We start from the raw sequence: 24,542 nt of genomic DNA on the forward strand, positions 1-24,542 counted from the left end.
GTCATTTCAAGGAGAAGTTCCTCGGCGCCGTTCACTGGGTGGGGGCTGTGACACAAGGCGCCGAGGGAAGCTATCTGAGCTACGTTCTGTTTTTCACATTTGTTTGCGGCGCGACAATGGTGCGAAAACGGCGTTATTGTGGCCATTCAATGCCGTTCTTATAAGTCAAATCGCAAGCATAAATGGTTGTTCCCGTCATGCCGTTCGTAGCGAATTTCGCTTGTAAGCTGGTGGATCAGGAACCAACCAAATCCGCCTTCTGGCAGGTTCTGAATACTAGATCCCAACTGTGCGGGTTTGCCGTCAGGAATGCGCAGGCCGGGCAACGGAGCACCGCTATCCGAGATCACGATTTCCAAACGTTCTTTGCAAAGGCGGCAATTCACCTGCACATTTGCCGAGGCTATTCCCGAATAGGCATGCTCGACAACGTTATTGATGGCCTCTGCAAGGGCAATCTTGACGTCATCGGTTTTGTGTTCAGGCAAGCCATTTTGGGTCAATCGCGCGCTAAGCGTCGCAATCCCAATGCTTGCCTCCGCTTCGACTGCCGGAAAGCTCAGCTCAAGGCATTTCTTGTCACACTTGCGGTTCACACTCGTCAACTCCCGCCGACTATTGTTCCACCGCCGTCGAAAGGGCGCTGTCCATGGTTGGGTACAATCTGAAAACGGTGTCCATGCGCGTTAATCGAAATACCTTTTCAACAACCGGATGAAGTCCGGCCAGATCCAGAGTGCGACCGTTGCCGAGTTGCTTCATCGAGGCGACTATCGCTCCCAGACCGCTGGAATCGATGAATTCGACGGAGCTCAGGTCCAGTATGACACGAGTGGGCCCGCCTTCGGTCTGGCATCGCATGTCCTCTTTGAATTGGATGGCCATGGCGGCATCAATCCGATCCGCGCGAACTGTAATAACCTGCGTCGTGCCGGTCGTGCTGCTGGTCAGAGCCATTGGCGCCACTCTCCAAAACTGAAAAAACCTCGTAGAAATACGCTAGACGGCATTTCTTACCATTCGGTATTCAACTCATCAAAAGAGGAGGAGTTGAGATGAAAGAGGTCGTGATCGCCGGTGCTACCCGGACGCCGATGGGTGGGTTCCAGGGTATGTTTGATGGGGTTGCCGCTGCTGATCTGGGTGGGGCCGCTATCCGCGCAGCTCTCGAAGGTGCGGGTACATCGACAGTAGACGAAGTGCTGATGGGCTGCGTTCTTCCGGCGGGACAGGGGCAGGCTCCGGCTCGGCAGGCCGGGTTCGCAGCAGGACTTGGCGAAGAGGTGCCGGCCACCACGCTGAACAAGATGTGCGGATCGGGCATGAAGGCGGCGATGATGGCCTTTGACCAGATTTCGCTAGGCCATGCGGACACGATGGTTGCTGGCGGAATGGAGAGCATGACCAACGCCCCGTATCTTCTGCCCAAAATGCGCGGCGGTGCCCGGATCGGCCATGGCCAGGTCGTAGACCATATGTTTCTGGATGGTCTGGAAGATGCCTATGACAAAGGCCGTTTGATGGGGACGTTCGCGGAAGACTGCGCTGAGGCCTATCAATTCACACGCGAGGCGCAGGATGAGTATGCGCTTCGGTCGTTGTCGAATGCACTGGCTGCGCAGGAGAGTGAAGCTTTCGATGGTGAAATTGCCTCGGTTCTCGTCAAAACTCGTAAAGGTGAAACTTCTCACGATGCAGATGAACAGCCCAAATCTGCCCGCCCTGAGAAAATTCCGACGCTGAAGCCAGCCTTCCGTAAGGATGGCACCGTGACGGCTGCCAATTCCTCGTCAATCTCAGATGGTGCAGCTGCACTGGTATTGGCTTCCGCAGACGCGGCCGAGGCAAAGGGGCTGACGGTGCGTGCAAGGATCGTCGGGCATGCCAGCCATGCACAAGCCCCGGGTCTTTTCACAACGGCCCCCGTTCCTGCAGCCCGGAAACTTCTTGATCGGATCGGTTGGAGTGCTGATGAGGTTGATCTCTGGGAAGTCAACGAAGCCTTCGCCGTTGTTCCGATGGCGTTCATGCATGAAATGGATCTTCCGCGCGATAAGGTAAACGTAAACGGTGGTGCGTGTGCACTGGGCCATCCAATCGGTGCGTCCGGTGCTCGCATCATGGTGACACTGCTGAACGCGCTTGAGAAACGCGGACTCAAACGAGGTGTGGCTGCCATTTGCATCGGGGGTGGTGAAGGTACGGCCATCGCGATCGAACGTGTTTGACGCCTCGGCCATTTCCAAATACTTCCGGATCGAATGAAACCGGGTTTGGGAAAGGGAAGTCCTTTCCCAAATCTATCAAGAGCATTGCCATGACTGCCGATTACGACACGCTTGCAAAGACAATCGCTGCACTGACTGAAGGTGAAACCGATGAGGTCGCACTCATGGCGACAGTTACCTGCGAAGTGCACCATTCCGATGATCGGTTTGACTGGACAGGTTTCTACCGCGTGACTGAGCCGGGTCTATTGAAGATTGGACCTTATCAAGGCGGGCACGGCTGTCTTGTCATTCCATTCGAGCGCGGTGTTTGCGGTGCGGCTGCTCGCACAGGTGAAACGCAGCTGGTGCCGGATGTGGATGCATTCCCGGGGCACATTGCCTGCGCGTCATCGACACGTTCAGAATTGGTGCTGCCGGTTCGGAATGCCGCGGGTGAAATCATAGCGGTCTTTGATATCGACAGTGATCTGCCTGATGCCTTTACCCAAGCTGACGCAGACGCGATTGGTGCGATTTTGTCGACTGTATTTGCCTAGTCTTAGGCGATAATTCAAAGGCCTGAGAAAACGCTGCGCGTGGAAACCGCGTGAGCGATTGAGCGGTTTCTGATACAAGCGCTGCAGTTTCAAGTATTGGAGAACACAATGCGTTTGATGATGAAATTCACAATTCCGGTTGAAAAAGGAAACGAGGCCGAGCGCGACGGTACATTGGGTAAGGCGATTGCCGGGCTGATCGAAGAGGTCAAGGCCGAGGCGTCTTACTTCGCGCTCGAAGATGGTAAGCGCATGGGTATCATCATCTTTGAAGAAACAGATCAGGCCCGGATGCCTAAGCTCAACGAACCGCTGTTTGCAGCGCTCAACGCATCAATTGAAATTCAGCCAGTACTTACAGCGGATGATTTGCAGCGTGCCTTGTAAGGCATGGCTGCTCGCCTTTGATCACGATTGTAACGATAAAGCGCCTGACGCTATCAGATAGTAAGTCGCCAACTGAATAGCCGTGATCGCGAATAACCAGACAGAAAAGCTGCGCTTGCGGGTCTTGTGCTGAAAAATCCAGCGCCCGACCAGAGCGCCGGGGCTACCGCCCAAAGCGGCCAGCCACAACAGCCTGCGTTCCGGTATCCGTCGCTTCTTGCGACGAGCACGCAGCTTGTCCTAGCCAAATGCCAATAGTGTCAGCCCGTTGATGGCCCAAAGATACATGATCGCGATCCACATGCGCCGGGCATAGCCAATGCCTATGATCGCAGCAAATGAAAAAACGCTTGGTTTTTTCACCGATTCGAGGCATCGTGAAAAACGAGGAGAAAATTTCACGAGATTCGGAGCGGTTCTTGAACGACCAAGCCCCTCATAGCGCGACACTTGGTGCCGATATCCGTGCCTTGAGAAAGGCGCGCGGACTGACACTTGCCGAGATAGCTGCCAAGCTTGATCGATCAGTCGGTTGGTTCAGTCAGGTTGAACGCGACATGTCAGAGCCCTCGATCTCTGATCTGCGGCAGATTGCTCAATGTCTGGGTGTACCGATGTCGATGTTGTTCGCACATTCGGCTGCACCTGCTGACGAACAGGGTCATATTGTTCGCGCGGGATCACGCCGTCCGATGGGTTCGGGCGAAGAAGGGCTGATCGAAGAGCTGCTTTCACCCGATCTGACCGACGATTTCGAGATGGTGCATTCCACCTTTCAGCCGCATTCCCATATGCAAACCCCGGCGAACCGTCCCACGCAGGAAGTCGGCTATTTGGTTTCCGGCCAGCTTGATTTGAAAATCGGAAGTCGCGAATACACCGTTGGTCCCGGCGACAGTTTCCGCATCAAGCACGAGCCCTACCAATGGTCCAACCCCTATGACGAGCCTGCTGTTGCAGTCTGGGTCATCGCTCCACCGGTGTACTGATGAGCTTTGAGGCGTGGACCATATTTGCGGTTTTTTGGGTGGTATTCGTAACCACCCCGGGCCCGAATGCAGTCAACTGCATCTCAAACGGGATGAGCCTGCCGTTCCCCAAGGCGATGCTGGGCGTGCTGGCGATCCTGACACAGGCCAGTACATTTCTGATCCTGTCGGCGTTGGGCATAACCGCATTGATCGCGGCCTCTCCGACAGGGTTCTTTATTGCCAAGCTGATCGGTGCAGGCTTTCTGATCTGGCTGGGTGTTCGCGGCTGGATGAACGCGACAAAACCGGCTCCTGCAACGGAACGCCCTGCGCGCCACGTCTATCTGCATGCGCTGGCCGTTGCCACAATCAACCCCAAAAGTGTTGCCGGTTACCTTGCTGCGTTTTCGCAGTTCGTGCAGCCCGACGTGTCGATCTGGCAGCAAATGACGGTCATCATGCCGACCGCTTTGGTCATCACAACGCTCAGCTACACAGGCTTTACACTACTGGGTGCCCTGATGGGTAAAGCAGCGCTGGGCGCGGTGTTCAACATCTGGGTGCGCCGGGTCATGGCGACGTGTTTCATCATCTACGGTGTGTTGCTGGGAACCAGCACCACGCCCACAGCAAGAGGATAAGGTAATGCATACTGGTTCTTGTCTGTGCGGTTCGGTGGCTTTCACGATTGAAGGAGAGCTGTCGCCACCATCAGTTTGCCATTGCGGCCAGTGTCGCAGGCAATCGGGCCATGTCTGGGCTTCGACCTGGACCCATCAGGACAATCTGAGCTTTACGGCCAGCGATACACTTAGCTGGTTCCGCGCCTCGGATATTGCCCGTCGCGGGTTCTGCCGGAATTGCGGTTCATTCCTGTTCTGGCAGCACAATGACGAAGACACGATTTCGATTTCCATGGGGGTGCTGGAAGCACCTACCGGACTGAAACTCGCCCGCCACATCTTTGTGGCTGACAAGGGCGACTACTACGACATCACGGACGACCTGCCTCAAGAGGCGCAATAACAGGAACTGAAAGACATGAGTGATTTTCCGACGAAAGCCCGCGTGGTCATCATCGGTGGCGGTGTGGTGGGGGCCTCCTCGCTCTACCATCTGGCCAAAAAGGGATGGACTGACTGCGTTTTGCTGGAAAAGAACGAGCTGACTGCTGGCTCGACCTGGCACGCGGCTGGTAACGTGCCTACCTTCTCGACCTCTTGGGCGATCATGAACATGCAGCGCTACTCAACTGAGCTGTATGCGCGCCTGGGCGAGGAAGTCGACTATCCGATGAACTATCATCAGTCTGGCTCGATCCGTCTGGCGCACAGCAAAGAGCGGATGCAGGAGTTCGAGCGCGCATGCGCCATGGGCCGCTATCAGGGCATCGAGATGGAGATGTGGACGCCGGAACAGGCTAAGGACCAATACCCTTTCCTTGAAACCCACGACCTTGAGGGCGTGCTGTTTGACCCAAGCGATGGTGACATCGACCCGGCGCAGCTGACGCAGGCGTTGGCCAAAGGCGCCCGCGACATGGGTCAGAAGATTTTGCGGTTCACCCCTGCGACGGGTGTGACGCAGAAGGAAGATGGCACATGGACCGTGCACACCGAAAAGGGTGATATCGACTGTGACTATGTCGTGAACGCGGCCGGATACTATGCGCAACGTGTAGGTGAGTGGTTCAAACCGTTCGGCGGGCGAACCGTTCCTGCGATGGTCATGAGCCACCAGTATTTGTTGACGGACGAAGTGCCTGAAATCGAAGCCTGGTCGAAGGAAAACGGTGGTAAGAAACTGCCGCTGCTGCGTGACGTGGATATCTCTTACTATCTGCGGCAGGAAAAGAACGGCTTCAACCTCGGCCCGTACGAGCCCAACTGCAAGGGCCACTGGATGACCGAGGATGATCCGATGCCTGAAGACTTCAGCTTCCAGCTGTGGAACGATGATCTGGACCGCATCGAGGATATCGTCACCGACGCAATGGAGCGTGTGCCGCTGATGGCGACGTCGGGCGTTGGTCGTGTGATCAACGGACCGATCCCATACGCCCCGGACGGTCTGCCGCTGATTGGCCCGATGCCGGGTGTTCAGAACGCATTTGAGGCACACACATTCACCTTCGGTATCGCTCAAGGTGGTGGTGCCGGCAAAGTGTTGGCCGAGTGGATTGTCGATGGCTTCACCGAGTGGGACATGTGGGCCGTCGATCCGCGCCGCTACACCGACTACACCGATCAGGACTACTGCAACCAGAAAGGTTTGGAAGTCTACGGCAACGAATACGCTATGCACTTCCCCCATCACGAATGGCCTGCGGCGCGCGACAAGAAACTGTCGCCGGTGCATGCCAAGGTTAAGGAACTGGGTGGTGTCATGGGTGCTTACAACGGCTGGGAGCGTGCCAACTGGTTCGCGCAACCCGGTGATGATGTAAGCGAGGAAAGCACTCACACATGGGGTCGTTCCGGCCCTTGGGAGCAACGGATCAAAGAAGAATGCGAGGCCGTGCGGGATCATTGTGGCGTTTTGGATTTGCCAGGCTTCTCGCGCTTCATGGTCAAAGGAGAGGGTGCCGCTGAGGCATTGCGCGGTCTCGCAACCGGTGGGTTGCCAAAAGTAGGCCGGATGAATCTGATCTATGTCTCTGACGACCGTGGCCGCATTCTGACCGAGATGTCCTGTATCCGTCTGGGTGATGACGAGTTCATGATGATCACAGCTGCGACCGCTCAGTGGCATGATCGGGACATCCTGATCAATGCTATGCCTGCCGGCGTTACAGTCGATGATGTGACCACAACCCGTGACACGCTGATCGTAACTGGTCCGAAATCGCGTGAGATCCTGTCGGGTCTGACCGATGCAGATCTGTCGACAGGATGGCTGACCCACCAATCGGCAACTGTTGCTGGCCAGCCTGCCTATCTGATCCGCGTTTCCTTCGCTGGTGAGTTGGGTTGGGAAGTGCACGCCCTGAACGAGCATATGCCCGCGATCTATGGGGCGATCATCGATGCGGGTGCCAAGCCCTTTGGAATGTATGCGCTGAACAGCCTGCGTATTGAAAAGGGATACCGCGCGTGGAAAGGCGATCTGTCGACTGACTTCTCGCTGCTCGAAGGTGGTCTGGGTCGGTTCGTCAAACTCGATAAACCGCAGGACTTCCCCGGCAAGGCTGCAATCCTGAACGAAAAGCAGCAGGGCGCGAAAAAGCAGTTTGTAACCTTGCTGGTTGATGCCAAGGATTGCGACGCGCCGTATATGTCCTGCATCTGGCATGATGGCCAGATTGTTGGCGAAACCACCTCTGGCGCATGGGGCTATCGGATCAACGCGTCAGTCGCGTTGGGTATGGTTCGCCCTGATCTGGCGGTGCCGGGTACCGAGCTTGAGGTCGAAATCTACGGCGAAAAGTGCCGCGCTGTGGTACAGGAAGATCAGCCGCTCTGGGATGCTGAAAACGAGCGGCTCCGCGCCTGATCGCGATAAGGAGGCCTCCATGGGCACAAGGTACGCCAAACTGGGACCCGGTGAGGGTCCCAACTATGACTGGGAAAACGATCATACCTTTGTCAAAGTGTCCGGTCAGGACACCGGTGGCGCCTATACGCTCATGGAGGACAATCTCAAATCCAGCTTTGCGCTGGGTTTGCATCGGCATGATACGCATGCCGAGACCTTTTACTTTCTTGAGGGCGAGGTCGATTTCTATGTCGACGGGGATTGGCATCGCTGCACGCAAGGGACGACAATGCATGTTCCGCCCGGCGTACCGCATGCCTGTCGCGTCGCCAATAACGCTCCGGCCCGGATGCTGATGATCTTTCAGCCTTCGGGTTTCGACGGGTTTCTGGCTGAACTTGCAACAATGACTGAGGCTGATTTTGCAGACGAGGCCAAGATGGCCGAACTCAACAGTCGCTATGACATCATCCCCATGGGACCGGTTCCCGCGCATCCCGACGACACTGTCTGAAAGGGACGTCATGGCAACACCAAAGACAATGTCCGGAGTTTACCTGACCCGTCACGGCGGGCCGGAGGTGCTGGAATGGAGGGACGATATCCCTGTTCCAACGCCCGGACCCGGTCAGGTTCTGGTCAAAGTTGCTGCAGCAGGGGTCAACAACACAGATATCAATACCCGGATCGGATGGTACTCGTCTGATGTGACGGCTGCGACGGATTCCGTTGAACAGGATGTCGAGGCAGGCGGTTGGGGCGGTGCCCTAGCTTTTCCACGCATTCAGGGTGGTGATCTGTGCGGGATTGTTGAGGCGGTTGGACCGGGTGTTTCCTTTGATCCTGGCCAGCGCGTTACCTGTCCTATCAATTTGCCGCGCCCGCGCCCCGGAAATCCTCAGGGGTTCATTGCGTTGGGTTCTGAGATCGACGGTGCATTTGCCCAATATTGTCTGGTCGAAGCGAACGATCTCTATGATGTTTCAGCATCCCCGCTGACTGACATCGAAATTGCTGCAATCCCGTGTGCCTTTGGGACTGCTGAAAACCTGCTGACACGCGCAGGCGTAACCGCAGGACACAAAGTTCTGGTTACCGGCGCATCTGGCGGTGTGGGGTTGGCTGCTGTGCAGTTGGCGGCGTTACGCGGTGCCGCAGTCTGGGGGGTGACCAGTTCAACCAAGGCGGATTTTGTCATAGGGCAGGGTGCAACGGACACATTTGCCCGCGATGCCAACCTTCCCAAAGAGATGTTCGACGTTGTGATTGATGTCGTTGGTGGACCTGCTTGGCCCGGTCTCATACGCGCGGTGAAGCCCGGCGGGCACTATGCCGTGTCCGGCGCGATTGCCGGTCCGATTGTCGAGGCAGACCTGCGCGAAATCTACCTGCGTGACATTACCATCCACGGATGTACCCACCAGGCCTATGAGGTCTTCGGCCGTCTTGTCGCGATGATGAACGAAGGCCAGATCAAACCCCTGATCTCAAAAACCTATCCGTTGAACGAAATTGCGAAAGCGCAGGAGGATTTTCAATCCAAGGCGCTTGCGGGAAAACTTGTCCTGATCCCTTAAGGAGGCTGACCTATGGCTGACATAACTCTGCTCGACGGTTCGATCGGTCAGGAGCTGGTAAAGCGCAGCGGTGACAGAGCGACACCGCTTTGGTCGACGCGCGTTATGATTGATTACCCCGATTTGGTCGGTGATGTTCATGCTGAATACTTTCGGCGGGGTGCGACCATAGCCACGACCAACACATATGCGGTGCATCGGTCCCGCCTCGTACGCGTTGGAATGGAAGATCAGATGGATTCTCTGATCGACACGGCAGTTTCGCAAGCCGAAAAGGCGCGTGAGGGGGGTGAAGGTCGTATCGCGGGATCACTTGGTCCGTTGCTTGCCTCGTATCGCCCGGATCTGAAACCGGACCCGGACGAAGCCGCAGAAAGGTACTCGGAAATCGTTCGTAAGATGGCGGATCGTGTTGATCTATTTCTCATCGAAACCGTGTCGTCATTGCAAGAGGCGGAAGGTGCGCTGCGAGGCACTCAGGGCGGTGGCAAGCCTGTCTGGCTGGCGTTGACCGTTATGGATGAAGACGGCACCCACCTGCGTTCAGGTGAGGCGCTAGCTGATATCATTCCGGTGATTGAGCGTTTTGATGTCGAGGCCGTTCTGATCAACTGCTCCCGACCCGAGGCGATTCCGGCCGCGCTGGATATAGTATCGGAAGCGGGTCGTCCGTTTGGTGCCTACGCAAATGGGTTCACGCGTATCTCCGAGGGGTTTCTGAAAGACGCGCCAACTGTCGATGCGCTTGAGCAACGCAAAGATCTCGGACCGGAAGCCTATGCAGAACACGCGATGACGTGGATTGCCCAAGGCGCAACGATTGTGGGTGGATGCTGCGAAGTTGGTCCAGACCACATCGAAACACTAGCCCAAAACCTGCGCAATGCCGGGCATCGAATCGTTTGAGGAGAGGATGATGGCTGCCAATAAAAGGCCGGATGAATCGCCAAACAAGACGAAGCAGAAACACTTCGATATTCTGGTGGCGCCTGGATATGTGCTGCTGGAATTGGCCTCTTTGGTCGAGGTCATACGTCTTGCTAACCGCGTTTGCCCGCATCCACCTTTTACCTATACCTATCGTTCGATAAGGGGCGGGCCGATTGAGAGCAGCAGTGCTGCGATGATTTCGACCAAAGGCGTATCTGCACAGCCGGATGCGGATTATCTGTTCGTGATTGGCAATTCTGATCCGGATCAGCCGGATCTGTCGCTTGGGCGAATTGTATCGGATTACACTTATCGCGGCGCGCAGGTGTTTCTGCTGGCCGAGGCCGCCAGTCGCTACATCAAAGAGCAAGGGACAGCTGATCTGGCAACCCATTGGGAAAACGCATCATTCCTGCGCGAACGTGGTGCTCAGTTTGAAGCCAAGCTGTCAATCGCAACTGAGCAGGGTGGGGTCGTCACCTGTGCAGGGATGGAGGCCACGACGGATATTGCTTTGGCCGTGATCGGGCGTCACATTTCCGGCCCGGCCAAGATGACGGTTGCCGACATTATGTTGCATGAGAATATTCGCGACTTTTCGTCAATGCAGCCCTTTTCGGGTGCCAAAAACACTGCAACCGGGGATGCCAAGCTGGATCAGTGCATCAAGCTTATGCAGGCAAACATTGAAGAGCCTTTGCCGATCAACCGGATCGTTGAGGAACTGCATCTTTCAAACAGGTCGCTTGAGCGAAAGTTCAAATCGTTTTTCGGGACAACTCCCAACGGGTTCTATCGTGAAATGCGTCTGGCCAAAGCCAACAATCTGCTTCTGAACACGACCATGAGCGTTCGCGAGATCGGACTTGCATGCGGCTTTCCCAACGGGTTCTCTTCCGTCTACAAGAGTTACTTTGGCATTACGCCATTTGTTTTGCGGCGAGAAAAGCGGCAAGCCTCACATCGGTGATTATTACGGATGCTCTGACGTTTTTGATGGGTTTTCTGTCGGCAATTCGTGTCAGTCAGAATTCAGCTAAAATTCGGAGTCTTCACCATGGTTGATCTTCCTACCAAAGCCCGCGTGGTCATTGTTGGCGGCGGTGTGATCGGATGTTCTGTTGCCTATCACCTGACGAAAAAGGGCTGGACTGATGTCGTCCTGTTGGAACGCAAGCAGCTGACGTCCGGCACGACCTGGCACGCAGCGGGTCTGATCGCCCAGTTGCGGGCAACAGCGAACATGACCAAGCTGGCAAAGTACAGTCAGGAGCTCTACGGCTCGCTTGAAGAAGAGACCGGCGTCGCAACCGGCTTCAAGCGCAACGGCTCAATCACTGTGGCACTGACCGAAGAGCGCAAGGAAGAGATTTACCGACAGGCAGCTATGGCTCGCGCCTTTGGTGTCGAAGTTGAAGAGATTTCCAATGAGCGTGTGCAGGAACTGTATCCCCATCTGAACCTCGAAGGGGTCAAGGGCGCTGTTCATCTGCCGCTCGACGGTCAGGGCGACCCGGCCAATATTGCGCTGGCTCTGGCCAAAGGTGCGCGTCAGCGTGGCGGCATCGTGAAGGAACGCGTGAAGGTCACCGATATCGTCAAAGACGGGCGCAAAGTAACCGGCGTCGATTGGGTGGCCGATGACGGCAGCGCCTCGGGTCACATCGAATGCGATATGGTGGTGAACTGTGCCGGCATGTGGGGGCATGAAGTTGGTCGTATGGCCGGTGTTAACGTGCCGCTACACGCATGCGAGCACTTCTACATCGTGACCGAAAATATCAACGGACTGTCCCAGTTGCCGGTTCTGCGAGTTCCAGACGAATGCGCCTATTACAAGGAAGATGCCGGGAAAATTCTGCTGGGCGCATTTGAGCCCAACGCCAAGCCTTGGGCCATGGACGGTATCCCGGATACGTTCGAGTTTGACCAGTTGCCCGAAGACTTCGATCACTTTGAACCGATCCTCGAAGCGGCCTGTAACCGGATGCCGATGCTGGCCGAAGCGGGCATTCATACCTTCTTCAACGGTCCTGAATCCTTCACGCCGGATGATGCGTATCACTTGGGTCTGGCACCTGAGATGGACAATGTCTGGATCGCGGCAGGCTTCAACTCGATCGGTATTCAATCTGCCGGTGGTGCGGGTATGGCACTGGCTGAGTGGATGGATACCGGAGAGAAACCCTTTGATCTGGGTGACGTAGACATCAGCCGGATGCAACCGTTCCAGGGCAACAAGCAATACCTGTTTGAGCGTTCGAAAGAAACGCTGGGCCTGCTTTATGCCGATCACTATCCCTATCGCCAAAAGGCCACGGCACGTGGTGTGCGCCGTACTCCGTTCCATCATCACCTGAAAGAACAGGGTGCCGTATTTGGTGAACTTGCAGGTTGGGAACGTGCCAACTGGTTTGCGAATGAAGGGCAGGAGCGGGAGTACCAGTACAGCTGGAAGCGTCAGAACTGGTTCGAGAACTCGGCCGCTGAACATAATGCCGTGCGCGAAAATGTTGGCATGTACGACATGTCTTCGTTCGGTAAGATCCGGGTCGAAGGCCCGGATGCCGAAGCATTCATGAACTACGTGGGCGGCGGCGACTACTCGGTGCCGAACGGCAAGATCGTTTACACCCAGTTCCTCAACCGGACAGGTGGGATCGAAGCTGACGTTACTGTAACGCGTCTGACTGAAACGTCGTATCTGGTGGTTACCCCAGCAGCGACTCGTCTGGCTGATCAGACTTGGATGCAGCGTCACGCGGGCAACTTCAACGTGGTCATCACTGATGTGACAGCGGGTGAAGGTGTTCTGGCGGTGATGGGGCCCAACGCACGTACTCTGCTCGAGAAGGTTTCACCGAACGATTTCACCAACGCGACTAATCCCTTCGGCACTGCACAGGAAATCGAGATCGGCATGGGTCTGGCACGCGCGCACCGTGTTACCTACGTTGGTGAGCTTGGTTGGGAAATCTATGTCTCCTCCGACATGGCTGGTCACGTGTTCGAAACCCTGCACGAAGCGGGGCAGGACATGGGCTTGAAACTGTGCGGCATGCACATGATGGACAGCGCTCGGATCGAAAAGGGCTTCCGCCACTTTGGCCACGACATCACCTGCGAAGATCACGTTGTTGATGCGGGCCTTGGTTTTGCGGTCAAGGTGGACAAGGGCAGCGACTTCATCGGCCGAGAGGCAGTGATCGCGCGCAAGGAAAGCGGCCCGAAAAACCGTCTGGTCCAGTTCAAGCTGACCGAAGCCGAACCACTGCTGTTCCATAACGAGCCGATCATCCGTGACGGTGAATACGTCGGCTATCTCAGCTCAGGCAATTATGGTCATACACTGGGTGGCGCCATCGGTCTGGGTTATGTGCCTTGCGAAGGCGAAAAAGCGGCCGACGTGCTGGCGTCGACATATGAGATCGACGTTTGCGGTGTGAAAGTGAAAGCCGAGGCTTCGCTGAAGCCGATGTACGATCCAAAATCCGAACGCGTGAAGGTCTGATCCCTCACGGTGAATAGTTGAGCGGGGCGCGTCATGCGCCCCGTTTTTCGTTTGTGGTTCGCAGACTGCCAGTGACTGCAACTTATCAATTTTCTTGATACCCTACCTCACAGTTTTCGCAGTTCCCTTACCCGCTCGACGTGCCGTAAAGACAAACGGTATCATGCGGAGACAAACCATGACTGAACCTGTGAAACCAGAGAATGTCGACAACCCTAAGGGTTTGGCGCTGGCCATTACGGCCTACCTTCTTTGGGGGTTTCTTCCGCTCTACATGAAGGCGATGGCGCACATCTCTCCGGTCGAGGTCGTGGCGCACCGGATCATCTGGTCGATCCCCATCGCGGGGCTATTGCTGATTGCGTTGGGACGTACTCGTGATCTAAAGGCGGCTTTGCGCAATCCGAAAATGCTTGGAATGGCCTGTCTGACTGCAGCCCTGATCTCGGTCAACTGGGCGATTTATGTTTGGGCCATCGCCAGCGGCAATGCGTTGGATGCAGCGCTGGGCTACTACATCAACCCTCTGTTCAGCATCGCACTGGGCGCGATCCTTCTGCGTGAGCCGCTGAACCGAACGCAATTGGCAGCTGTGGCACTGGCTGCGCTGGGCGTCCTTGTTCTGGTGCTTGAGGCAGGAAAACTCCCCTGGGCCGCATTGGGTCTTATGGTCAGTTGGGGTTTCTACGCTTTCTTCAAGAGGTCGCTTCCAATCGGACCCAATCAGGGTTTTCTACTTGAAGTGCTGATCCTGCTGATCCCGGCGCTCGCCTATGTCACATGGTTGGGTGCGCAAGGCACCGGGCATTTCGGCGCCGCAACGACTGATACACTATTGCTGGCCGGTGCGGGCGTGGTGACTGCAGTCCCGTTGTTGATCTATGCGAATGGGGCCAAGCTGGTGCGCCTGTCGACAATGGGCATCCTGCAATACATTGCACCAACCATGATCTTCATCACCGCGATCACACTGTTCGGAGAACACATTGACCGGGGCCGCATGATTGCGTTTCCCATGATTTGGGCCGCACTGGTAATCTATTCTATTCCGATGGTGCGTCAGATGCGGGCTCAGCCCTGATCGCGGATGATCTGCGCCACTTCCTCTGCCCAGATTGCGTAAGCCTTTGGGCTTGGATGATATCCATCTGGTGCGGCCAGTGCCGGGTCATCGGGTAAAGCCAGCGAAAGGTGTCTGGCTTGCGGAAAAGACGCTGCAACCTGCTGCAACCCGTGATCAAGCCGCCCTGCCTGTCTGCCCAGTACCCAGGCCAATGGTTGCGGCAAGGCTGGAAACCGGTGCATCTGAGGAACGCCTGTAAGCACTATGCGACGGATTCCCAGGGTTTCCGTGAGCAGCTTCAGCAACCGGGTTTGCCTATGCACGAACTGTGCTTTGGTTACCGCACGGGTGACATCATTCACACCCAACGCGGTTACAGCGACATCGTAACGACCTTCGAAGTTTTGCAACCGTTCAATGGTGTCACGGGTGGTATGGCCGGTGGTAGCTTCCAGCCGCCACTCGACCGTGTAGTGTTTGCCCAGTTGCCGCACCAGTTGTCCGGACAAAGCCTGCTTTTGGGTTCCGGCACCAACACCTGCGGCAGAACTGTCCCCGGCGATCAGCAATCGCAGCCGTGGCCCTCGCCCTTCGCGCCCTTCGCGTGGGCCTGTTGGTTCCGGGAGCAATTGCGCATTGCGCCGAACGGACAGGCCCTGCGCTGCCAACAGCGGCAACAAGGGAACACGTAGGATCTGATCAGCGGCGATAGGGCCAGGCATTATCAGGACAAAGCTTCGCGATATTCAAGGAAACGGGCATCGGTCATGACCCGGGCATTCATGGCATCCCGCAACGCACCGATGGTTTTGTAGGGGCGCATCACCACCTCAAACTCCTGGATCAGCCCATCCTCATTAAGTGTGATCAGGTCGACGCCAATGGCATCCAGCTCTCCGACCTTGCACTGAAACTCCAGCGCCCAATCGTTGCCCTGCCCCATGATCCGGCGATAGCGAAAGTCCGAGAACACCTTTCCCACATGGCCGAGTACAGCTGCCACCGGCGCACGACCGGTCCATGTTTTATAGTAGGTTGGCGGCATAAAACGTACATCTTCGGCCAGCAGTTCGTGGATCAGGTTTTCGTCTCCTTTGGCGACAACCTCCTGCATTCGCTCAATAGTCGGGTGCATGAATTCTCCTCTCCGTTGGGGTCAGATTTGCCCAAGCCAGGGGTCTGGGCAAGGACGACGTTGCGAGAGGTTGCGCGCTGCGCTAGGCAGGCGCGCATGAGCGAAACCTATAATCCCCCGACAACCCCGTTGGACGTGCTGCACGAAGATGCGCAGTTGATCGTGGTGAACAAACCCTCTGGCCTGTTGTCTGTGCCGGGGCGGGGAGAGCATCTGGCCGATTGCCTGCTAACCCGCGTTCAGGCAGCTTTTCCACAGGCGTTGCTGGTGCATCGTTTGGATCGGGATACATCTGGCGTAATGGTTTTTGCGCAATCACCCCATGCGCAACGCCATCTGAGCCTACAGTTTGAAAAACGTCAGACCCGCAAGACCTATGTCGCGCGGGTCTGGGGCAGCGTCGAGCCCAAGACAGGGACGGTTGATTTGCCGCTGATTGTCGACTGGCCAAATCGTCCTTTGCAGATGGTGTGTCACGAAACCGGAAAGCCCGCGGTGACCGACTGGCGCGTGGTAAAGCATGAGGGCGATACCACGCGCATTCGCCTGTTTCCCAAAACCGGCCGATCACATCAGTTGCGCGTTCATATGCAGGCGCTAGGGCATCCGATACTGGGGGACCCATTCTATGCTGATGGCCCGGCTCGGGATTTCGAACGGCTAATGCTGCATTCCGAAGAACTGCGATTGAAGCATCCCGAAGATGGCATGTCGATGAAGTTCAGGGCAGCAGCAGATTTCTGAGCATCGCTAGGCTGTGCTGCTCCACAACATTTTCAGATTTCCCAGCGAGAATCGTTTGGTTCGTTTTTTGGGGCTAGCGAACCGTGGCTGCCGATCAGCCATAATCTCGCGCTCAATCTCATAAGCGCGCAGCGTATGATCCTGCGCCCAGCGGCCCAGTTGCAAGGTCATCATGACGTGATTGTCCCGGCTTGGCATATCCAATCTCCTTTCTTGTGTTTGACCAAGCTTCGCCCATCACTCCTGACAGCACCTTGTCATGGGGGTGTGCTAAAGTGTCAGCAGACCGCTAGGAGTGAGACATGCGCCGTTCGACCCGTTTGTTCGAGATCATTCAGATTCTGCGCGCAGCTGATGCGCCGGTGACGGCTGAGGCCTTGGCGGACAAGCTCGAAGTGTCGGTGCGCACGGTCTATCGCGATATTGCTGCCCTGCAATCCCAGCGTACGCCGATAGAAGGCGAAGCTGGTGTGGGATATCTGATGCGGCGCGGCTATGATCTGCCGCCACTGAATTTCGACGCGGAAGAGGTTGAGGCGCTGTGGGTGGGTTTGTCGATGCTGGCCCGAACGGGTGACAGTACCCTGCAGCAGGCAGCAGACCGCGTGTGTCGCAAGATCGAGGCGCTGCGTGATCCGGCCGACTGGCTACAGGTTGCGCCTTGGGGGGCGCCGCTTGATGATCCGGAAAAGGGATGCGTGCCTGTAGTGAACTATCGCGAAGCCATCCGGGCCGAGCAGAAGATTCGCATCACCTATGTAAATGCCAAAGATGAGCGCACAGAGAGGATCGTGCGACCTGTCGCGCTGATCTACCATATCGAATGCACCATGCTGGCTGCTTGGTGCGAGATGAGGAATGGATTTCGCCATTTTCGTACCGACCGAATCTGGTCCTGCGACCTTATCGACGATCACTTTTGCGGACAGGGACAGCATCTGCGTGCCATCTGGCAGGAGCAGAACCAATGGGAGACCTATGCCGCTGCAGAGTAGACGGCAGGTATTTGCCGATCTCACTGCATTGTTGCTTGAGCCCGCTTATGACTGCCATGCTATACTGCGCCAAAGAGGCAAACCCGGCTAACGGGTAGTGGAGCAGAAGGTGATTCCATGACGATTTCCAAGTTTGTTCTGTCGGCAGGACTGTGTTCGGCCCTTGTTCTGGGCGCATGTACCGACCCGGGTACGCTGACTGTGCAGAACGATCCGAACCAGAACGCAAAACAGGGTGCTCTGCTTGGCGGCCTGATCGGCGCCGGCGTCGGCGCCATTGCAAATGATTCAAACCCTGGCTTGGGTGCTCTGGCAGGCGCTGCGGTAGGAGCAGCCGGTGGTGGCCTGATCGGCAATCAACTGGACCGGCAGGCGGCTGAACTGCGCCAGCAATTGGCCAATGATGGCATCACAATCGTAAATGCGGGCGACCGGTTGATCGTGACAGTGCCAAACGACATCACTTTTGATACGGACAGTTCAACCGTGCGTCCGGCGCTGCGGTCGGACCTGGTCCGGGTCGGTCAGAATCTGGTCAATTACCCCAACTCTAACGTCCAGATTATCGGCCACACGGACAGCGATGGTGAAGCCGCTTACAACCTGCGTTTGTCAGAACGGCGTGCAAATGCGGTGGCGGACATTCTTCAGGCAAATGGTGTCAGCTACAACCGCATCACAACAGTCGGGCAGGGTGAGAATAACCCGATCGCTTCGAACCTGACGGCAGAAGGCAAAGCTCAGAACCGTCGTGTTGAAATCGTAGTTGTGCCCAGCGGCAACACGTAATCCTGACGCAAGTGCTATGATCAAAGGGGGCCTGCTAGGCCCCTTTTTTGCACAGTGACTGCGCGTCAATTGGGCTGCAGTGCGGTAATGACTTGGCTAAACTACCGGAAATTTGACTGACGGAGTTCCCCATAATGTCTGAACCAATCCTTCTGGCCCTGCCCGGCTCGCTGCGCCAAAGCGCAACCAACCGCAAACTTGTGCGCGAAGCAGCCCGGCTGTTTGAGCCCGGAACCTACATCGAGGCTGATCTGGACTTGCCTTTGTATGATGGTGATCTGGAAGATGGCGAGGGGATCCCGGAAAAGGTTCAGGTGCTGGCTGATCAGATTGCGCAGGCCCATGCTGTGGTCATCTCGACCCCGGAATATAACAAAGGCCCATCTGGTGTGTTGAAGAACGCGCTGGACTGGGTGAGCCGTACGGATGGGCGGCCGTGGACGGACAAGCCCGTCGCCGTCATGTCCGCTGCCGCAGGCCGGGCAGGTGGTGAACGTGCCCAGATGATCCTGCGTGCCTATATGGTTCCGTTCCAACCCCGGATTCTGCAAGGTCCGGAGATTCACATTGCCGACAGTTCGAATGAGTTTGATGAACAGGGCAAGCTGACAAATGAGCGATATGAGAAATCGCTTCACTCCCTGATGAAGAAGCTTCGTGCCGAAGTGGGATTCTGACCATATCTTGCCGCTTGTTCCGCCATCCGACGGGACCTAAGCTGCCGGTATGACGAACAAAACACCGACCGAAACGCAAAGCGATGTAATGGATCCTGCCCGGGCTGCCGCCTTTCAGGTGGCGCTGGGGCAGGCAGCTTCGATCGCACACGGGTCGCCGCTTCCGCCGTTTTTCCACCAGCTCTACTTCTGGTCCCCTCAACCGCCTTCCGGATTGGGAAGGGATGGGCACCCGAAGGTTGGTGGGACCGGGTTGATCCCGGACATGGGATTGCCGCGCCGCATGTGGGCCGGCGGGCGATTGCAGTTCCAATCCCCCCTGATGGCGGGGGTCGAGGCAGAGCGTCGGTCGATGCTGGAGAGCGCGAGCTCTAAAACCGGAAGAACCGGCCCGCTGGGTTTTGTCACGCTCAGGCATGAAATCTGGCAGGAGGGTACTTTGCGTCTGACCGAGTGGCAGGACCTCGTCTATCGTGAAGATCCTGTCCCTGACGCAACAAAGCCGACCCCGCCCACGGCCCGGGTCGATGAAACGGATATCCGCGAAATCAGCTTCGATTCCACATTGCTGTTTCGCTATTCGGCACTGACGTTCAACGGTCACCGTATCCACTATGATCTGGACTACGCCCGCGATGTCGAAGGGTATGCCGGGCTGGTGGTTCACGGACCGCTATTGGCACAGCATCTGATGCTACTTGCGACCGAAGTTATGGGACCCTTGGCCGAGTTTTCGTTCAGGGCGTCGTCACCGCTTATGCATTTTGAAACCGCTCTGTTCTGTCGCAATGGGCAAGACCTATGGGTACGCGGCCCGGATGGTCGTCAGTGCATGCAAGCAGTGGCAGTACCGCGATCAGAGTGAGGCATCGGGCCTGAAATCTTCGGGGATCGTATCGCGGTCTTCCAGAACCAGATCTGCCATCACCTCTGCGACTTTTGGGGCCATGCCAAACCCGATCTTGAAACCGCCATTTGCAATGAATTGCCCCGAATAAAGGGGGTGCTGACCCAGCATTGGTGCCCGGCTCTTGCTGCGCGGCCTGACACCGGCCCAGCGTTCTATGACTTCGGCGCCGTGCAACACCGGAACTGCGCGCATCGCTCTCTCGATCACGTCATCCAATGCATCGTCTGTGCCAGTGGGGTCATTATACTCGCGTTCCGATGTGGAGCCGATTGCCAGAGTTCCATCGGCGTGGGGGACGATATGGATCGCATCCACAAATAGCTGAGGTACCTCGCCCGCATCAAACCGCAGCAAAGCAGCCTGTCCTTTAACCCCGTTCCCAACGGTTTTACCAAGGGCTTCGCTAAGCTCCTGCAGCCCTGCGAATCCGGTCGCGTGAATGATGCGCCCCTTGTCCTGCGCCTCTGCCACAACCTCGACTCCCATCACCGCAAGGGCGGCGACCAGAGCGGCACATGCGCGGCGGGGATGCATGCGGGCTGTCAGAGTATCGTGAATGACATAACCGGTCGGGGTTGGGGGGCACCATGCACCTTCCGCAGCCGCTTCGACCACACGCCATTCCGCTCTACCGTGCCAAAGCTCTTGCGCCGTGACAAGACGTTGTTGTGCGAGTTCCAGACTGCGCTGATCCGGGATCGGTTGAATGCGGCCCAGACGAGCGTAGCCGGGCGACACACCTCCGGTCGCTTCGACCTGCTTCCAGAATGGTTCGGCCATGATCAGGCTTTCAAACTGAAACGCCTTTTTGGCATTCCAGTTTTCAGGAACATGTGGGGCCAATGCACCGACCAACCCCCCGCTTGATCCCGCGCCGGGGCCGAAGGGGTCAACAATCTGTACCCTTGCGCCGCGACGGGCGCAGGTCCAGGCGATGGACAGGCCGAAAATTCCTGCACCGCGAACCGTCACATCGACCATTGCCAATCCCCTTTTCCTTCTTCAGTGTCGCGTCGCTTAGCTACAGGAATACCCGATGGCAAACCAGCGCGCCAAATTGACTTGGACGGAGGACCAGATTCCCGTCTCGGACCATTTCGACGACCCTTACTACTCGCTTCAGAACGGGTTGGAGGAAACACGCCATGTCTTTCTGGCGGGTAATGATTTGCCAGCACGTTTTGCACCCGGATTCCGGATTGCCGAGCTGGGATTTGGCACTGGCCTCAATATGCTGACGGTCTGGTCCGAGTGGGAGAGATCGGGACAAACCACTCCTTTGTCTTTCACCAGTTTTGAAGCCTTCCCAATGGCGGTAGAAGATATGGATCGCGCGCTGCAAGCTTTTCCCGAGTTGTCGCCTTGGAGCGAGAGATTCCTGGCAGCCTGGAATGGCAAAACATGTGATCTGGATACGCTGCATTTGGAGGTCATCGAAGGCGATGCACGCCAGACTTTGTCCTGCTGGACGGGCAGTGCAAATGCCTGGTTTCTTGATGGATTTTCTCCCGCGAAGAATCCCGAATTGTGGGAAGCTGATCTGATGCAGCAGGTTGCCGATCACACAGCGACGGGCGGAACGGCTGCGACCTATACAGCTGCTGGCTTTGTCCGCAGGGGACTTGAAGAAGCTGGCTTTGCCGTTACGCGATGTTCCGGATATGGCCGCAAGCGGCACATGACGCAGGCAGTCAAAGCATGACACAGCAGAACAACAGCCGCGCGGGTATCGCTCTGATGATCGCGGCAACCATCGTCTTTGCATTACAAGATGGCGTCTCGCGTCATCTGGCAGGCACCTACAATACCTATATGGTCGTGATGATCCGGTACTGGTTCTTTGCCGCCTTTGTTATAGCGCTTGCAGCGCGTGCGCCGGGTGGTCTGAAGGCCGCCACACAGACAAGCCAACCAGGTCTGCAGATTCTGCGTGGTGTGTTGCTGGCGGGTGAAATCTGTGTTGCTGTTTATGGTTTCACTGTCCTTGGTCTGATCGACAGTATGGCCGTTTTCATTTGCTACCCCCTGTTGGTTGCGGCGCTTAGTGGACCGGTGCTGGGCGAAAAAGTCGGTTGGCGCCGGTGGGCGGCTATCGGGGTAGGATGCATTGGTGTGCTTATCATCCTCGAACCGGGTGTTGGGGTGTTCAACCCCTGGGCAATCATACCGCTGATTTCGGCCCTGATGTTTGCAATTTATGGACTGTTGACCCGATATGTCGCCCGACGTGACAGCTCAGCCACCAGCTTTTTCTGGACAGGTATTGTCGGTGCGGTCGCGATGACTGCGGTGGGCATGTGGTTCTGGGAACCGATGGCCCGCCCGGACTGGCTGTGGATGGCGTTGCTTTGCGTCAGTGGTGTGTTGGGTCACTGGTTGCTGATCAAATGCTACGAGATGGCCGAAGCCAGCGCAGTACAGCCCTTTGCCTATTTCCATCTGGTTTGGAGCGCCATTCTGGGCATCTCGATCTTTGGTGAAACGTTGCGACCTGCAGTCGTAATCGGCGCTGCATTGGTGGTCGCGGCCGGGTTGTTCACCCTATGGCGCGAAAGACGACAGGGTTGAGCCGATCAGTTCTTCTGTGAATGGAACGGGCAAGGCAGGTTGACCCAGTCGCGCCCGATAAACCGGCAGGCTTTCGGAGACCCGCATCACATAGTTCCGGGTCTCGTTGAAGGGGATCGTTTCGATCCAATCCACCACGTCAATCTCTCCGGCGCGGGGATCGCCATAGCGCTCCATCCATGAGATGGGCCGCCTTGGTCCGGCATTATAACCCGCAGCCATCATGACGATGTTGCCGTTGAAATCCTCGGCCAACCCAGCCAGATAGTTTGCCCCCAGTTTGGCGTTGTACTGCCAGTCAGTGGTCAGTCGACCGGTCTGATGGCCGCTGAGGATACCCAGGTCCTTTGCGACCAGTTTCGCAGTGGCTGGCATGACCTGCATCAGTCCACGGGCGCCGGCCCCGCTGATGACGACCGGATCGAATTCGCTTTCACGACGGGCAATGGCCAGCGTCATCTCTTTGGCCATTGGCAGGCCCATATCAGCCACCGGATGCACCGGGTAATAGGCTGCAGGCAGGACAACACCGGTTTTAGCGGCGCGTTTGGCGATCATGACGGCGAGATGGGGCTCTTTCAACTCAAGCGCGAGATCCCCAAGCTGATTGGCCTGAACCTGATCAAGTTCTTCGACCAGATGTGTCAGAAAGCGTTCGGACAGGTTTGGCTCCCCGGCCGCATGCAGAAGCAACCCCGCTTCCAACACGCTGGATTTCGTGAACTCAGCCTGTTTCCAATGGGGGGCGCGGCGCGGGTTAGCCAATTCGCTGTCGAATGGGCGACCGATCTGCTCGGCTGCAAGCAGACCATAGAATGAGGTCTGATAGTCAGCTCCGACCGCATAGGCCTCATAGGCTTTCTCGGCGTCACCTTGCGCGGCATAGGCGCGACCCAGCCAATACCCGCCACGGCCTTTGGAGATCGGTGATGCGACAGCGTCCGAGAAATTCTGGAAATGCCGCACAGCTGTCGCCGGATCATCCAACTTGCGGAGAGCAAGGAAGCCCGCCAGCCACTCCAGATCGGCATAACCATAACCCATCTCAGGCGTCATGTGATGGTTTGCGGCGATGGCATAGGCGCGGTTTGCGTCCCCGTTGCGCATTTCCAGCCGGGCCAGCCGACGTCGTCCCTCGGCCCATTTATCCGGCTCGCCCAACGACTTTGGGCTGCTTGAACGTTCCAGCATCAGATCGATTGCGCTGTCATCCAGTTCTTTCCGATCCCGCCATACGAAACGGTCGAATGCCAAGCCCGGCGATGATGTGAGCGAATCGGGTATAGCCGAAATCTTGCTGTCTACACCTGGCGCACGTTCCTGCAGTGCAATGCGCGCTTCGGCCAGTTTACGTTGATCGGAACTTACAAGCGGCAGCATCCGTTTGGCGCTGACCAGATGACCATCCCATAACAGACGATCCAAGCGCGCTGCGTGATGTGGTTTCAGCAACTTGCCGAAGTTTTCCAGATAGTCACCCTGCAGTCCCGACCCCATGGGCATCGTGCGCCACGCAGCCACGATATCTGCTTCAGCATCACCCTGACGCCCCTTGGCCATCAGGGCTACGGCATAGTTCAGGGCCCCCTCGGCGGATTGCGGAGGCGTGTCCGAATAGAACTTTAAGACCCGATCCGGGTCAGCACCCGTGAAGGAGGGTTCGCTCTTGCGGCGAAGCCACGCCAAACCGGGCCAGTCTGGACGGCGGTCAAGAAACACAAGCACATCGCCCGAACTGCCAAAGCCCTCGCGCAGCCAGTGCCAGACAATGATATCGCGCGAGACCGAACCACGCGCACCTGCCACCCGCAGTGCTTCGTTCCAATCGCCTTTCCGCATTTGATACAGCGCGGCGCGTAAATCCGCAGCCGCATCGGCGCGGGCAGCCTGAACCTGCAACACCGAAGCCAGAATCACGGCGATCATAAGTGACAGAATGCGTGTCATCCCTTGCATTTCCCAACCAACCAAGGATACAGCCATGCAGGATAAACCTTGCGCCACCGGGATCAACTCACAAACTCAAAATCGTGACAGGCCGGGA

The 24,542-nt window shown here is 56.8% G+C and carries 29 protein-coding genes; 20 read left to right on the plus strand and 9 right to left on the minus strand.

Features of this window, described 5'->3' with window-relative positions:
* Positions 1 to 158: 158 nt before the first annotated feature.
* Together ACR0CW_RS18375 and ACR0CW_RS18380 are read right to left on the minus strand one after the other, a co-directional pair.
* Positions 159 to 596, minus strand: a complete 438-nt coding sequence (locus ACR0CW_RS18375) for an ATP-binding protein (RefSeq protein ID WP_480788889.1) — start codon at positions 594 to 596, stop codon at positions 159 to 161.
* Positions 597 to 615: 19 nt separating this feature from the next.
* Positions 616 to 957: an STAS domain-containing protein gene (locus tag ACR0CW_RS18380; RefSeq protein WP_155145788.1), complete on the minus strand. Its 342-nt coding sequence runs from the start codon at positions 955 to 957 to the stop codon at positions 616 to 618.
* A gap of 98 nt (positions 958 to 1,055) precedes the next feature.
* On the opposite strand from ACR0CW_RS18380, the gene ACR0CW_RS18385 reads away from it, so the two are divergent.
* From ACR0CW_RS18385 to ACR0CW_RS18395, 3 genes are all read left to right on the plus strand, one after another.
* Complete coding sequence (locus ACR0CW_RS18385; protein WP_480788890.1) at positions 1,056 to 2,228, plus strand: thiolase family protein; 1,173 nt, start codon at positions 1,056 to 1,058, stop codon at positions 2,226 to 2,228.
* An 89-nt stretch (positions 2,229 to 2,317) separates the two neighbouring features.
* The gene (locus tag ACR0CW_RS18390; protein ID WP_170336806.1) at positions 2,318 to 2,767 is read left to right on the plus strand and encodes a GAF domain-containing protein; all 450 of its coding nucleotides are present in this window, start codon (positions 2,318 to 2,320) and stop codon (positions 2,765 to 2,767) included.
* Positions 2,768 to 2,875: 108 nt separating this feature from the next.
* Positions 2,876 to 3,154, plus strand: a complete 279-nt coding sequence (locus tag ACR0CW_RS18395; RefSeq protein ID WP_170336804.1) for a DUF3303 family protein — start codon at positions 2,876 to 2,878, stop codon at positions 3,152 to 3,154.
* Positions 3,155 to 3,175: 21 nt separating this feature from the next.
* On the opposite strand, the gene ACR0CW_RS18400 is transcribed toward ACR0CW_RS18395, so the two are convergent.
* Both ACR0CW_RS18400 and ACR0CW_RS18405 read right to left on the minus strand, forming a co-directional pair.
* Positions 3,176 to 3,388, minus strand: a complete 213-nt coding sequence (locus ACR0CW_RS18400) for a DUF1294 domain-containing protein (protein ID WP_480788914.1) — start codon at positions 3,386 to 3,388, stop codon at positions 3,176 to 3,178.
* A 6-nt stretch (positions 3,389 to 3,394) separates the two neighbouring features.
* A complete protein-coding gene (locus ACR0CW_RS18405) occupies positions 3,395 to 3,517 on the minus strand; it encodes a hypothetical protein (protein ID WP_480788891.1) in 123 nt (40 codons plus the stop codon).
* Between the two features lie 56 nt (positions 3,518 to 3,573).
* Between ACR0CW_RS18405 and ACR0CW_RS18410 the strand changes: the two genes are divergently transcribed.
* From ACR0CW_RS18410 to rarD, 10 genes are all read left to right on the plus strand, one after another.
* The gene (locus ACR0CW_RS18410; RefSeq protein ID WP_480788892.1) at positions 3,574 to 4,143 is read left to right on the plus strand and encodes a helix-turn-helix domain-containing protein; all 570 of its coding nucleotides are present in this window, start codon (positions 3,574 to 3,576) and stop codon (positions 4,141 to 4,143) included.
* Positions 4,143 to 4,766, plus strand: coding sequence for a LysE family translocator (locus tag ACR0CW_RS18415; protein ID WP_480788893.1), 624 nt, complete (start codon positions 4,143 to 4,145; stop codon positions 4,764 to 4,766). The genes ACR0CW_RS18410 and ACR0CW_RS18415 overlap by 1 nt, the downstream gene beginning before the upstream one ends.
* Positions 4,767 to 4,770: 4 nt before the next feature.
* Positions 4,771 to 5,151 (plus strand): GFA family protein, encoded by a 381-nt coding sequence (locus ACR0CW_RS18420; RefSeq protein ID WP_480788894.1) that lies wholly within the window; start codon positions 4,771 to 4,773, stop codon positions 5,149 to 5,151.
* A gap of 15 nt (positions 5,152 to 5,166) precedes the next feature.
* The gene (locus ACR0CW_RS18425) at positions 5,167 to 7,617 is read left to right on the plus strand and encodes a GcvT family protein (RefSeq protein ID WP_480744001.1); all 2,451 of its coding nucleotides are present in this window, start codon (positions 5,167 to 5,169) and stop codon (positions 7,615 to 7,617) included.
* Between the two features lie 19 nt (positions 7,618 to 7,636).
* Positions 7,637 to 8,113: a cupin domain-containing protein gene (locus tag ACR0CW_RS18430; RefSeq protein WP_196223465.1), complete on the plus strand. Its 477-nt coding sequence runs from the start codon at positions 7,637 to 7,639 to the stop codon at positions 8,111 to 8,113.
* 10 nt (positions 8,114 to 8,123) lie between these two features.
* The gene (locus ACR0CW_RS18435) at positions 8,124 to 9,176 is read left to right on the plus strand and encodes an alcohol dehydrogenase family protein (RefSeq protein ID WP_480788895.1); all 1,053 of its coding nucleotides are present in this window, start codon (positions 8,124 to 8,126) and stop codon (positions 9,174 to 9,176) included.
* Positions 9,177 to 9,188: 12 nt separating this feature from the next.
* Complete coding sequence (locus ACR0CW_RS18440) at positions 9,189 to 10,082, plus strand: homocysteine S-methyltransferase family protein (protein WP_480788896.1); 894 nt, start codon at positions 9,189 to 9,191, stop codon at positions 10,080 to 10,082.
* Positions 10,083 to 10,092: 10 nt separating this feature from the next.
* The gene (locus ACR0CW_RS18445) at positions 10,093 to 11,076 is read left to right on the plus strand and encodes a GlxA family transcriptional regulator (RefSeq protein WP_480744008.1); all 984 of its coding nucleotides are present in this window, start codon (positions 10,093 to 10,095) and stop codon (positions 11,074 to 11,076) included.
* 87 nt (positions 11,077 to 11,163) lie between these two features.
* On the plus strand, positions 11,164 to 13,617 hold the full coding sequence (locus tag ACR0CW_RS18450) for a GcvT family protein (RefSeq protein WP_480788897.1): 2,454 nt from the start codon (positions 11,164 to 11,166) through the stop codon (positions 13,615 to 13,617).
* Between the two features lie 178 nt (positions 13,618 to 13,795).
* Positions 13,796 to 14,698 (plus strand): EamA family transporter RarD, encoded by a 903-nt coding sequence (gene rarD, locus ACR0CW_RS18455; protein ID WP_480788898.1) that lies wholly within the window; start codon positions 13,796 to 13,798, stop codon positions 14,696 to 14,698.
* Here the strand turns inward: rarD and ACR0CW_RS18460 are convergent.
* Complete coding sequence (locus ACR0CW_RS18460; protein WP_480788899.1) at positions 14,689 to 15,402, minus strand: SGNH/GDSL hydrolase family protein; 714 nt, start codon at positions 15,400 to 15,402, stop codon at positions 14,689 to 14,691. The genes rarD and ACR0CW_RS18460 overlap by 10 nt on opposite strands.
* 2 nt (positions 15,403 to 15,404) lie before the next feature.
* Complete coding sequence (locus ACR0CW_RS18465; protein WP_170336787.1) at positions 15,405 to 15,815, minus strand: nuclear transport factor 2 family protein; 411 nt, start codon at positions 15,813 to 15,815, stop codon at positions 15,405 to 15,407.
* A 96-nt stretch (positions 15,816 to 15,911) separates the two neighbouring features.
* Here ACR0CW_RS18465 and ACR0CW_RS18470 point away from each other — a divergent pair, with 96 nt between their 5' ends.
* Complete coding sequence (locus tag ACR0CW_RS18470) at positions 15,912 to 16,559, plus strand: RluA family pseudouridine synthase (RefSeq protein WP_480788900.1); 648 nt, start codon at positions 15,912 to 15,914, stop codon at positions 16,557 to 16,559.
* Between the two features lie 6 nt (positions 16,560 to 16,565).
* Here ACR0CW_RS18470 and ACR0CW_RS18475 read toward each other — a convergent pair whose 3' ends face one another.
* Entirely contained in the window at positions 16,566 to 16,757 is a 192-nt protein-coding gene (locus ACR0CW_RS18475) for a hypothetical protein (protein WP_155145754.1), read from the minus strand.
* A 104-nt stretch (positions 16,758 to 16,861) separates the two neighbouring features.
* On the opposite strand from ACR0CW_RS18475, the gene ACR0CW_RS18480 reads away from it, so the two are divergent.
* The 4 genes from ACR0CW_RS18480 to ACR0CW_RS18495 all read left to right on the plus strand — a co-directional run bounded on the left by ACR0CW_RS18480 (position 16,862) and on the right by ACR0CW_RS18495 (position 19,885).
* A complete protein-coding gene (locus tag ACR0CW_RS18480; RefSeq protein WP_170336783.1) occupies positions 16,862 to 17,554 on the plus strand; it encodes a helix-turn-helix transcriptional regulator in 693 nt (230 codons plus the stop codon).
* A 117-nt stretch (positions 17,555 to 17,671) separates the two neighbouring features.
* On the plus strand, positions 17,672 to 18,343 hold the full coding sequence (locus ACR0CW_RS18485) for a YiaD family glycine zipper/OmpA-like lipoprotein (RefSeq protein WP_480788901.1): 672 nt from the start codon (positions 17,672 to 17,674) through the stop codon (positions 18,341 to 18,343).
* Between the two features lie 134 nt (positions 18,344 to 18,477).
* Positions 18,478 to 19,020: an NADPH-dependent FMN reductase gene (locus ACR0CW_RS18490; RefSeq protein ID WP_480788902.1), complete on the plus strand. Its 543-nt coding sequence runs from the start codon at positions 18,478 to 18,480 to the stop codon at positions 19,018 to 19,020.
* Between the two features lie 49 nt (positions 19,021 to 19,069).
* Positions 19,070 to 19,885 carry an HTD2 family dehydratase gene (locus ACR0CW_RS18495; protein ID WP_480788903.1) on the plus strand — a complete coding sequence of 272 codons (816 nt, stop codon included), beginning with the start codon at positions 19,070 to 19,072 and terminating at the stop codon, positions 19,883 to 19,885.
* Here ACR0CW_RS18495 and ACR0CW_RS18500 read toward each other — a convergent pair.
* Positions 19,877 to 20,911, minus strand: coding sequence for an NAD(P)/FAD-dependent oxidoreductase (locus ACR0CW_RS18500; RefSeq protein WP_480788904.1), 1,035 nt, complete (start codon positions 20,909 to 20,911; stop codon positions 19,877 to 19,879). The two genes, ACR0CW_RS18495 and ACR0CW_RS18500, sit on opposite strands and share 9 nt — an antisense overlap.
* 55 nt (positions 20,912 to 20,966) lie before the next feature.
* On the opposite strand from ACR0CW_RS18500, the gene mnmC2 reads away from it, so the two are divergent.
* Positions 20,967 to 21,632: a tRNA (5-methylaminomethyl-2-thiouridine)(34)-methyltransferase MnmC2 gene (gene mnmC2, locus ACR0CW_RS18505; protein WP_480788905.1), complete on the plus strand. Its 666-nt coding sequence runs from the start codon at positions 20,967 to 20,969 to the stop codon at positions 21,630 to 21,632.
* A complete protein-coding gene (locus ACR0CW_RS18510) occupies positions 21,629 to 22,498 on the plus strand; it encodes a DMT family transporter (protein ID WP_155145741.1) in 870 nt (289 codons plus the stop codon). The genes mnmC2 and ACR0CW_RS18510 overlap by 4 nt, the downstream gene beginning before the upstream one ends.
* Here ACR0CW_RS18510 and ACR0CW_RS18515 read toward each other — a convergent pair.
* Positions 22,472 to 24,445 (minus strand): lytic transglycosylase domain-containing protein, encoded by a 1,974-nt coding sequence (locus ACR0CW_RS18515; RefSeq protein ID WP_480788906.1) that lies wholly within the window; start codon positions 24,443 to 24,445, stop codon positions 22,472 to 22,474. The two genes, ACR0CW_RS18510 and ACR0CW_RS18515, sit on opposite strands and share 27 nt — an antisense overlap.
* Positions 24,446 to 24,542 lie beyond the last annotated feature (97 nt).

It is taken from the genome of Ruegeria sp. CH6, assembly GCF_056537005.1.

What these genes read in the sequence shown, in the direction of transcription:
- ACR0CW_RS18380 (WP_155145788.1), bottom strand. Translation starts at nt 957, where the DNA reads ATGGCTCTGACCAGCAGCACGACCGGCACGACGCAGGTTATTACAGTT.
- ACR0CW_RS18385 (WP_480788890.1), top strand. Translation starts at nt 1,056, where the DNA reads ATGAAAGAGGTCGTGATCGCCGGTGCTACCCGGACGCCGATGGGTGGG.
- ACR0CW_RS18390 (WP_170336806.1), top strand. Translation starts at nt 2,318, where the DNA reads ATGACTGCCGATTACGACACGCTTGCAAAGACAATCGCTGCACTGACT.
- ACR0CW_RS18395 (WP_170336804.1), top strand. Translation starts at nt 2,876, where the DNA reads ATGCGTTTGATGATGAAATTCACAATTCCGGTTGAAAAAGGAAACGAG.
- ACR0CW_RS18415 (WP_480788893.1), top strand. Translation starts at nt 4,143, where the DNA reads ATGAGCTTTGAGGCGTGGACCATATTTGCGGTTTTTTGGGTGGTATTC.
- ACR0CW_RS18420 (WP_480788894.1), top strand. Translation starts at nt 4,771, where the DNA reads ATGCATACTGGTTCTTGTCTGTGCGGTTCGGTGGCTTTCACGATTGAA.
- ACR0CW_RS18425 (WP_480744001.1), top strand. Translation starts at nt 5,167, where the DNA reads ATGAGTGATTTTCCGACGAAAGCCCGCGTGGTCATCATCGGTGGCGGT.
- ACR0CW_RS18430 (WP_196223465.1), top strand. Translation starts at nt 7,637, where the DNA reads ATGGGCACAAGGTACGCCAAACTGGGACCCGGTGAGGGTCCCAACTAT.
- ACR0CW_RS18435 (WP_480788895.1), top strand. Translation starts at nt 8,124, where the DNA reads ATGGCAACACCAAAGACAATGTCCGGAGTTTACCTGACCCGTCACGGC.
- ACR0CW_RS18440 (WP_480788896.1), top strand. Translation starts at nt 9,189, where the DNA reads ATGGCTGACATAACTCTGCTCGACGGTTCGATCGGTCAGGAGCTGGTA.
- ACR0CW_RS18445 (WP_480744008.1), top strand. Translation starts at nt 10,093, where the DNA reads ATGGCTGCCAATAAAAGGCCGGATGAATCGCCAAACAAGACGAAGCAG.
- ACR0CW_RS18450 (WP_480788897.1), top strand. Translation starts at nt 11,164, where the DNA reads ATGGTTGATCTTCCTACCAAAGCCCGCGTGGTCATTGTTGGCGGCGGT.
- rarD (WP_480788898.1), top strand. Translation starts at nt 13,796, where the DNA reads ATGACTGAACCTGTGAAACCAGAGAATGTCGACAACCCTAAGGGTTTG.
- ACR0CW_RS18460 (WP_480788899.1), bottom strand. Translation starts at nt 15,402, where the DNA reads ATGCCTGGCCCTATCGCCGCTGATCAGATCCTACGTGTTCCCTTGTTG.
- ACR0CW_RS18465 (WP_170336787.1), bottom strand. Translation starts at nt 15,815, where the DNA reads ATGCACCCGACTATTGAGCGAATGCAGGAGGTTGTCGCCAAAGGAGAC.
- ACR0CW_RS18470 (WP_480788900.1), top strand. Translation starts at nt 15,912, where the DNA reads ATGAGCGAAACCTATAATCCCCCGACAACCCCGTTGGACGTGCTGCAC.
- ACR0CW_RS18475 (WP_155145754.1), bottom strand. Translation starts at nt 16,757, where the DNA reads ATGCCAAGCCGGGACAATCACGTCATGATGACCTTGCAACTGGGCCGC.
- ACR0CW_RS18480 (WP_170336783.1), top strand. Translation starts at nt 16,862, where the DNA reads ATGCGCCGTTCGACCCGTTTGTTCGAGATCATTCAGATTCTGCGCGCA.
- ACR0CW_RS18485 (WP_480788901.1), top strand. Translation starts at nt 17,672, where the DNA reads ATGACGATTTCCAAGTTTGTTCTGTCGGCAGGACTGTGTTCGGCCCTT.
- ACR0CW_RS18490 (WP_480788902.1), top strand. Translation starts at nt 18,478, where the DNA reads ATGTCTGAACCAATCCTTCTGGCCCTGCCCGGCTCGCTGCGCCAAAGC.
- ACR0CW_RS18495 (WP_480788903.1), top strand. Translation starts at nt 19,070, where the DNA reads ATGACGAACAAAACACCGACCGAAACGCAAAGCGATGTAATGGATCCT.
- ACR0CW_RS18500 (WP_480788904.1), bottom strand. Translation starts at nt 20,911, where the DNA reads ATGGTCGATGTGACGGTTCGCGGTGCAGGAATTTTCGGCCTGTCCATC.
- mnmC2 (WP_480788905.1), top strand. Translation starts at nt 20,967, where the DNA reads ATGGCAAACCAGCGCGCCAAATTGACTTGGACGGAGGACCAGATTCCC.
- ACR0CW_RS18510 (WP_155145741.1), top strand. Translation starts at nt 21,629, where the DNA reads ATGACACAGCAGAACAACAGCCGCGCGGGTATCGCTCTGATGATCGCG.
- ACR0CW_RS18515 (WP_480788906.1), bottom strand. Translation starts at nt 24,445, where the DNA reads ATGACACGCATTCTGTCACTTATGATCGCCGTGATTCTGGCTTCGGTG.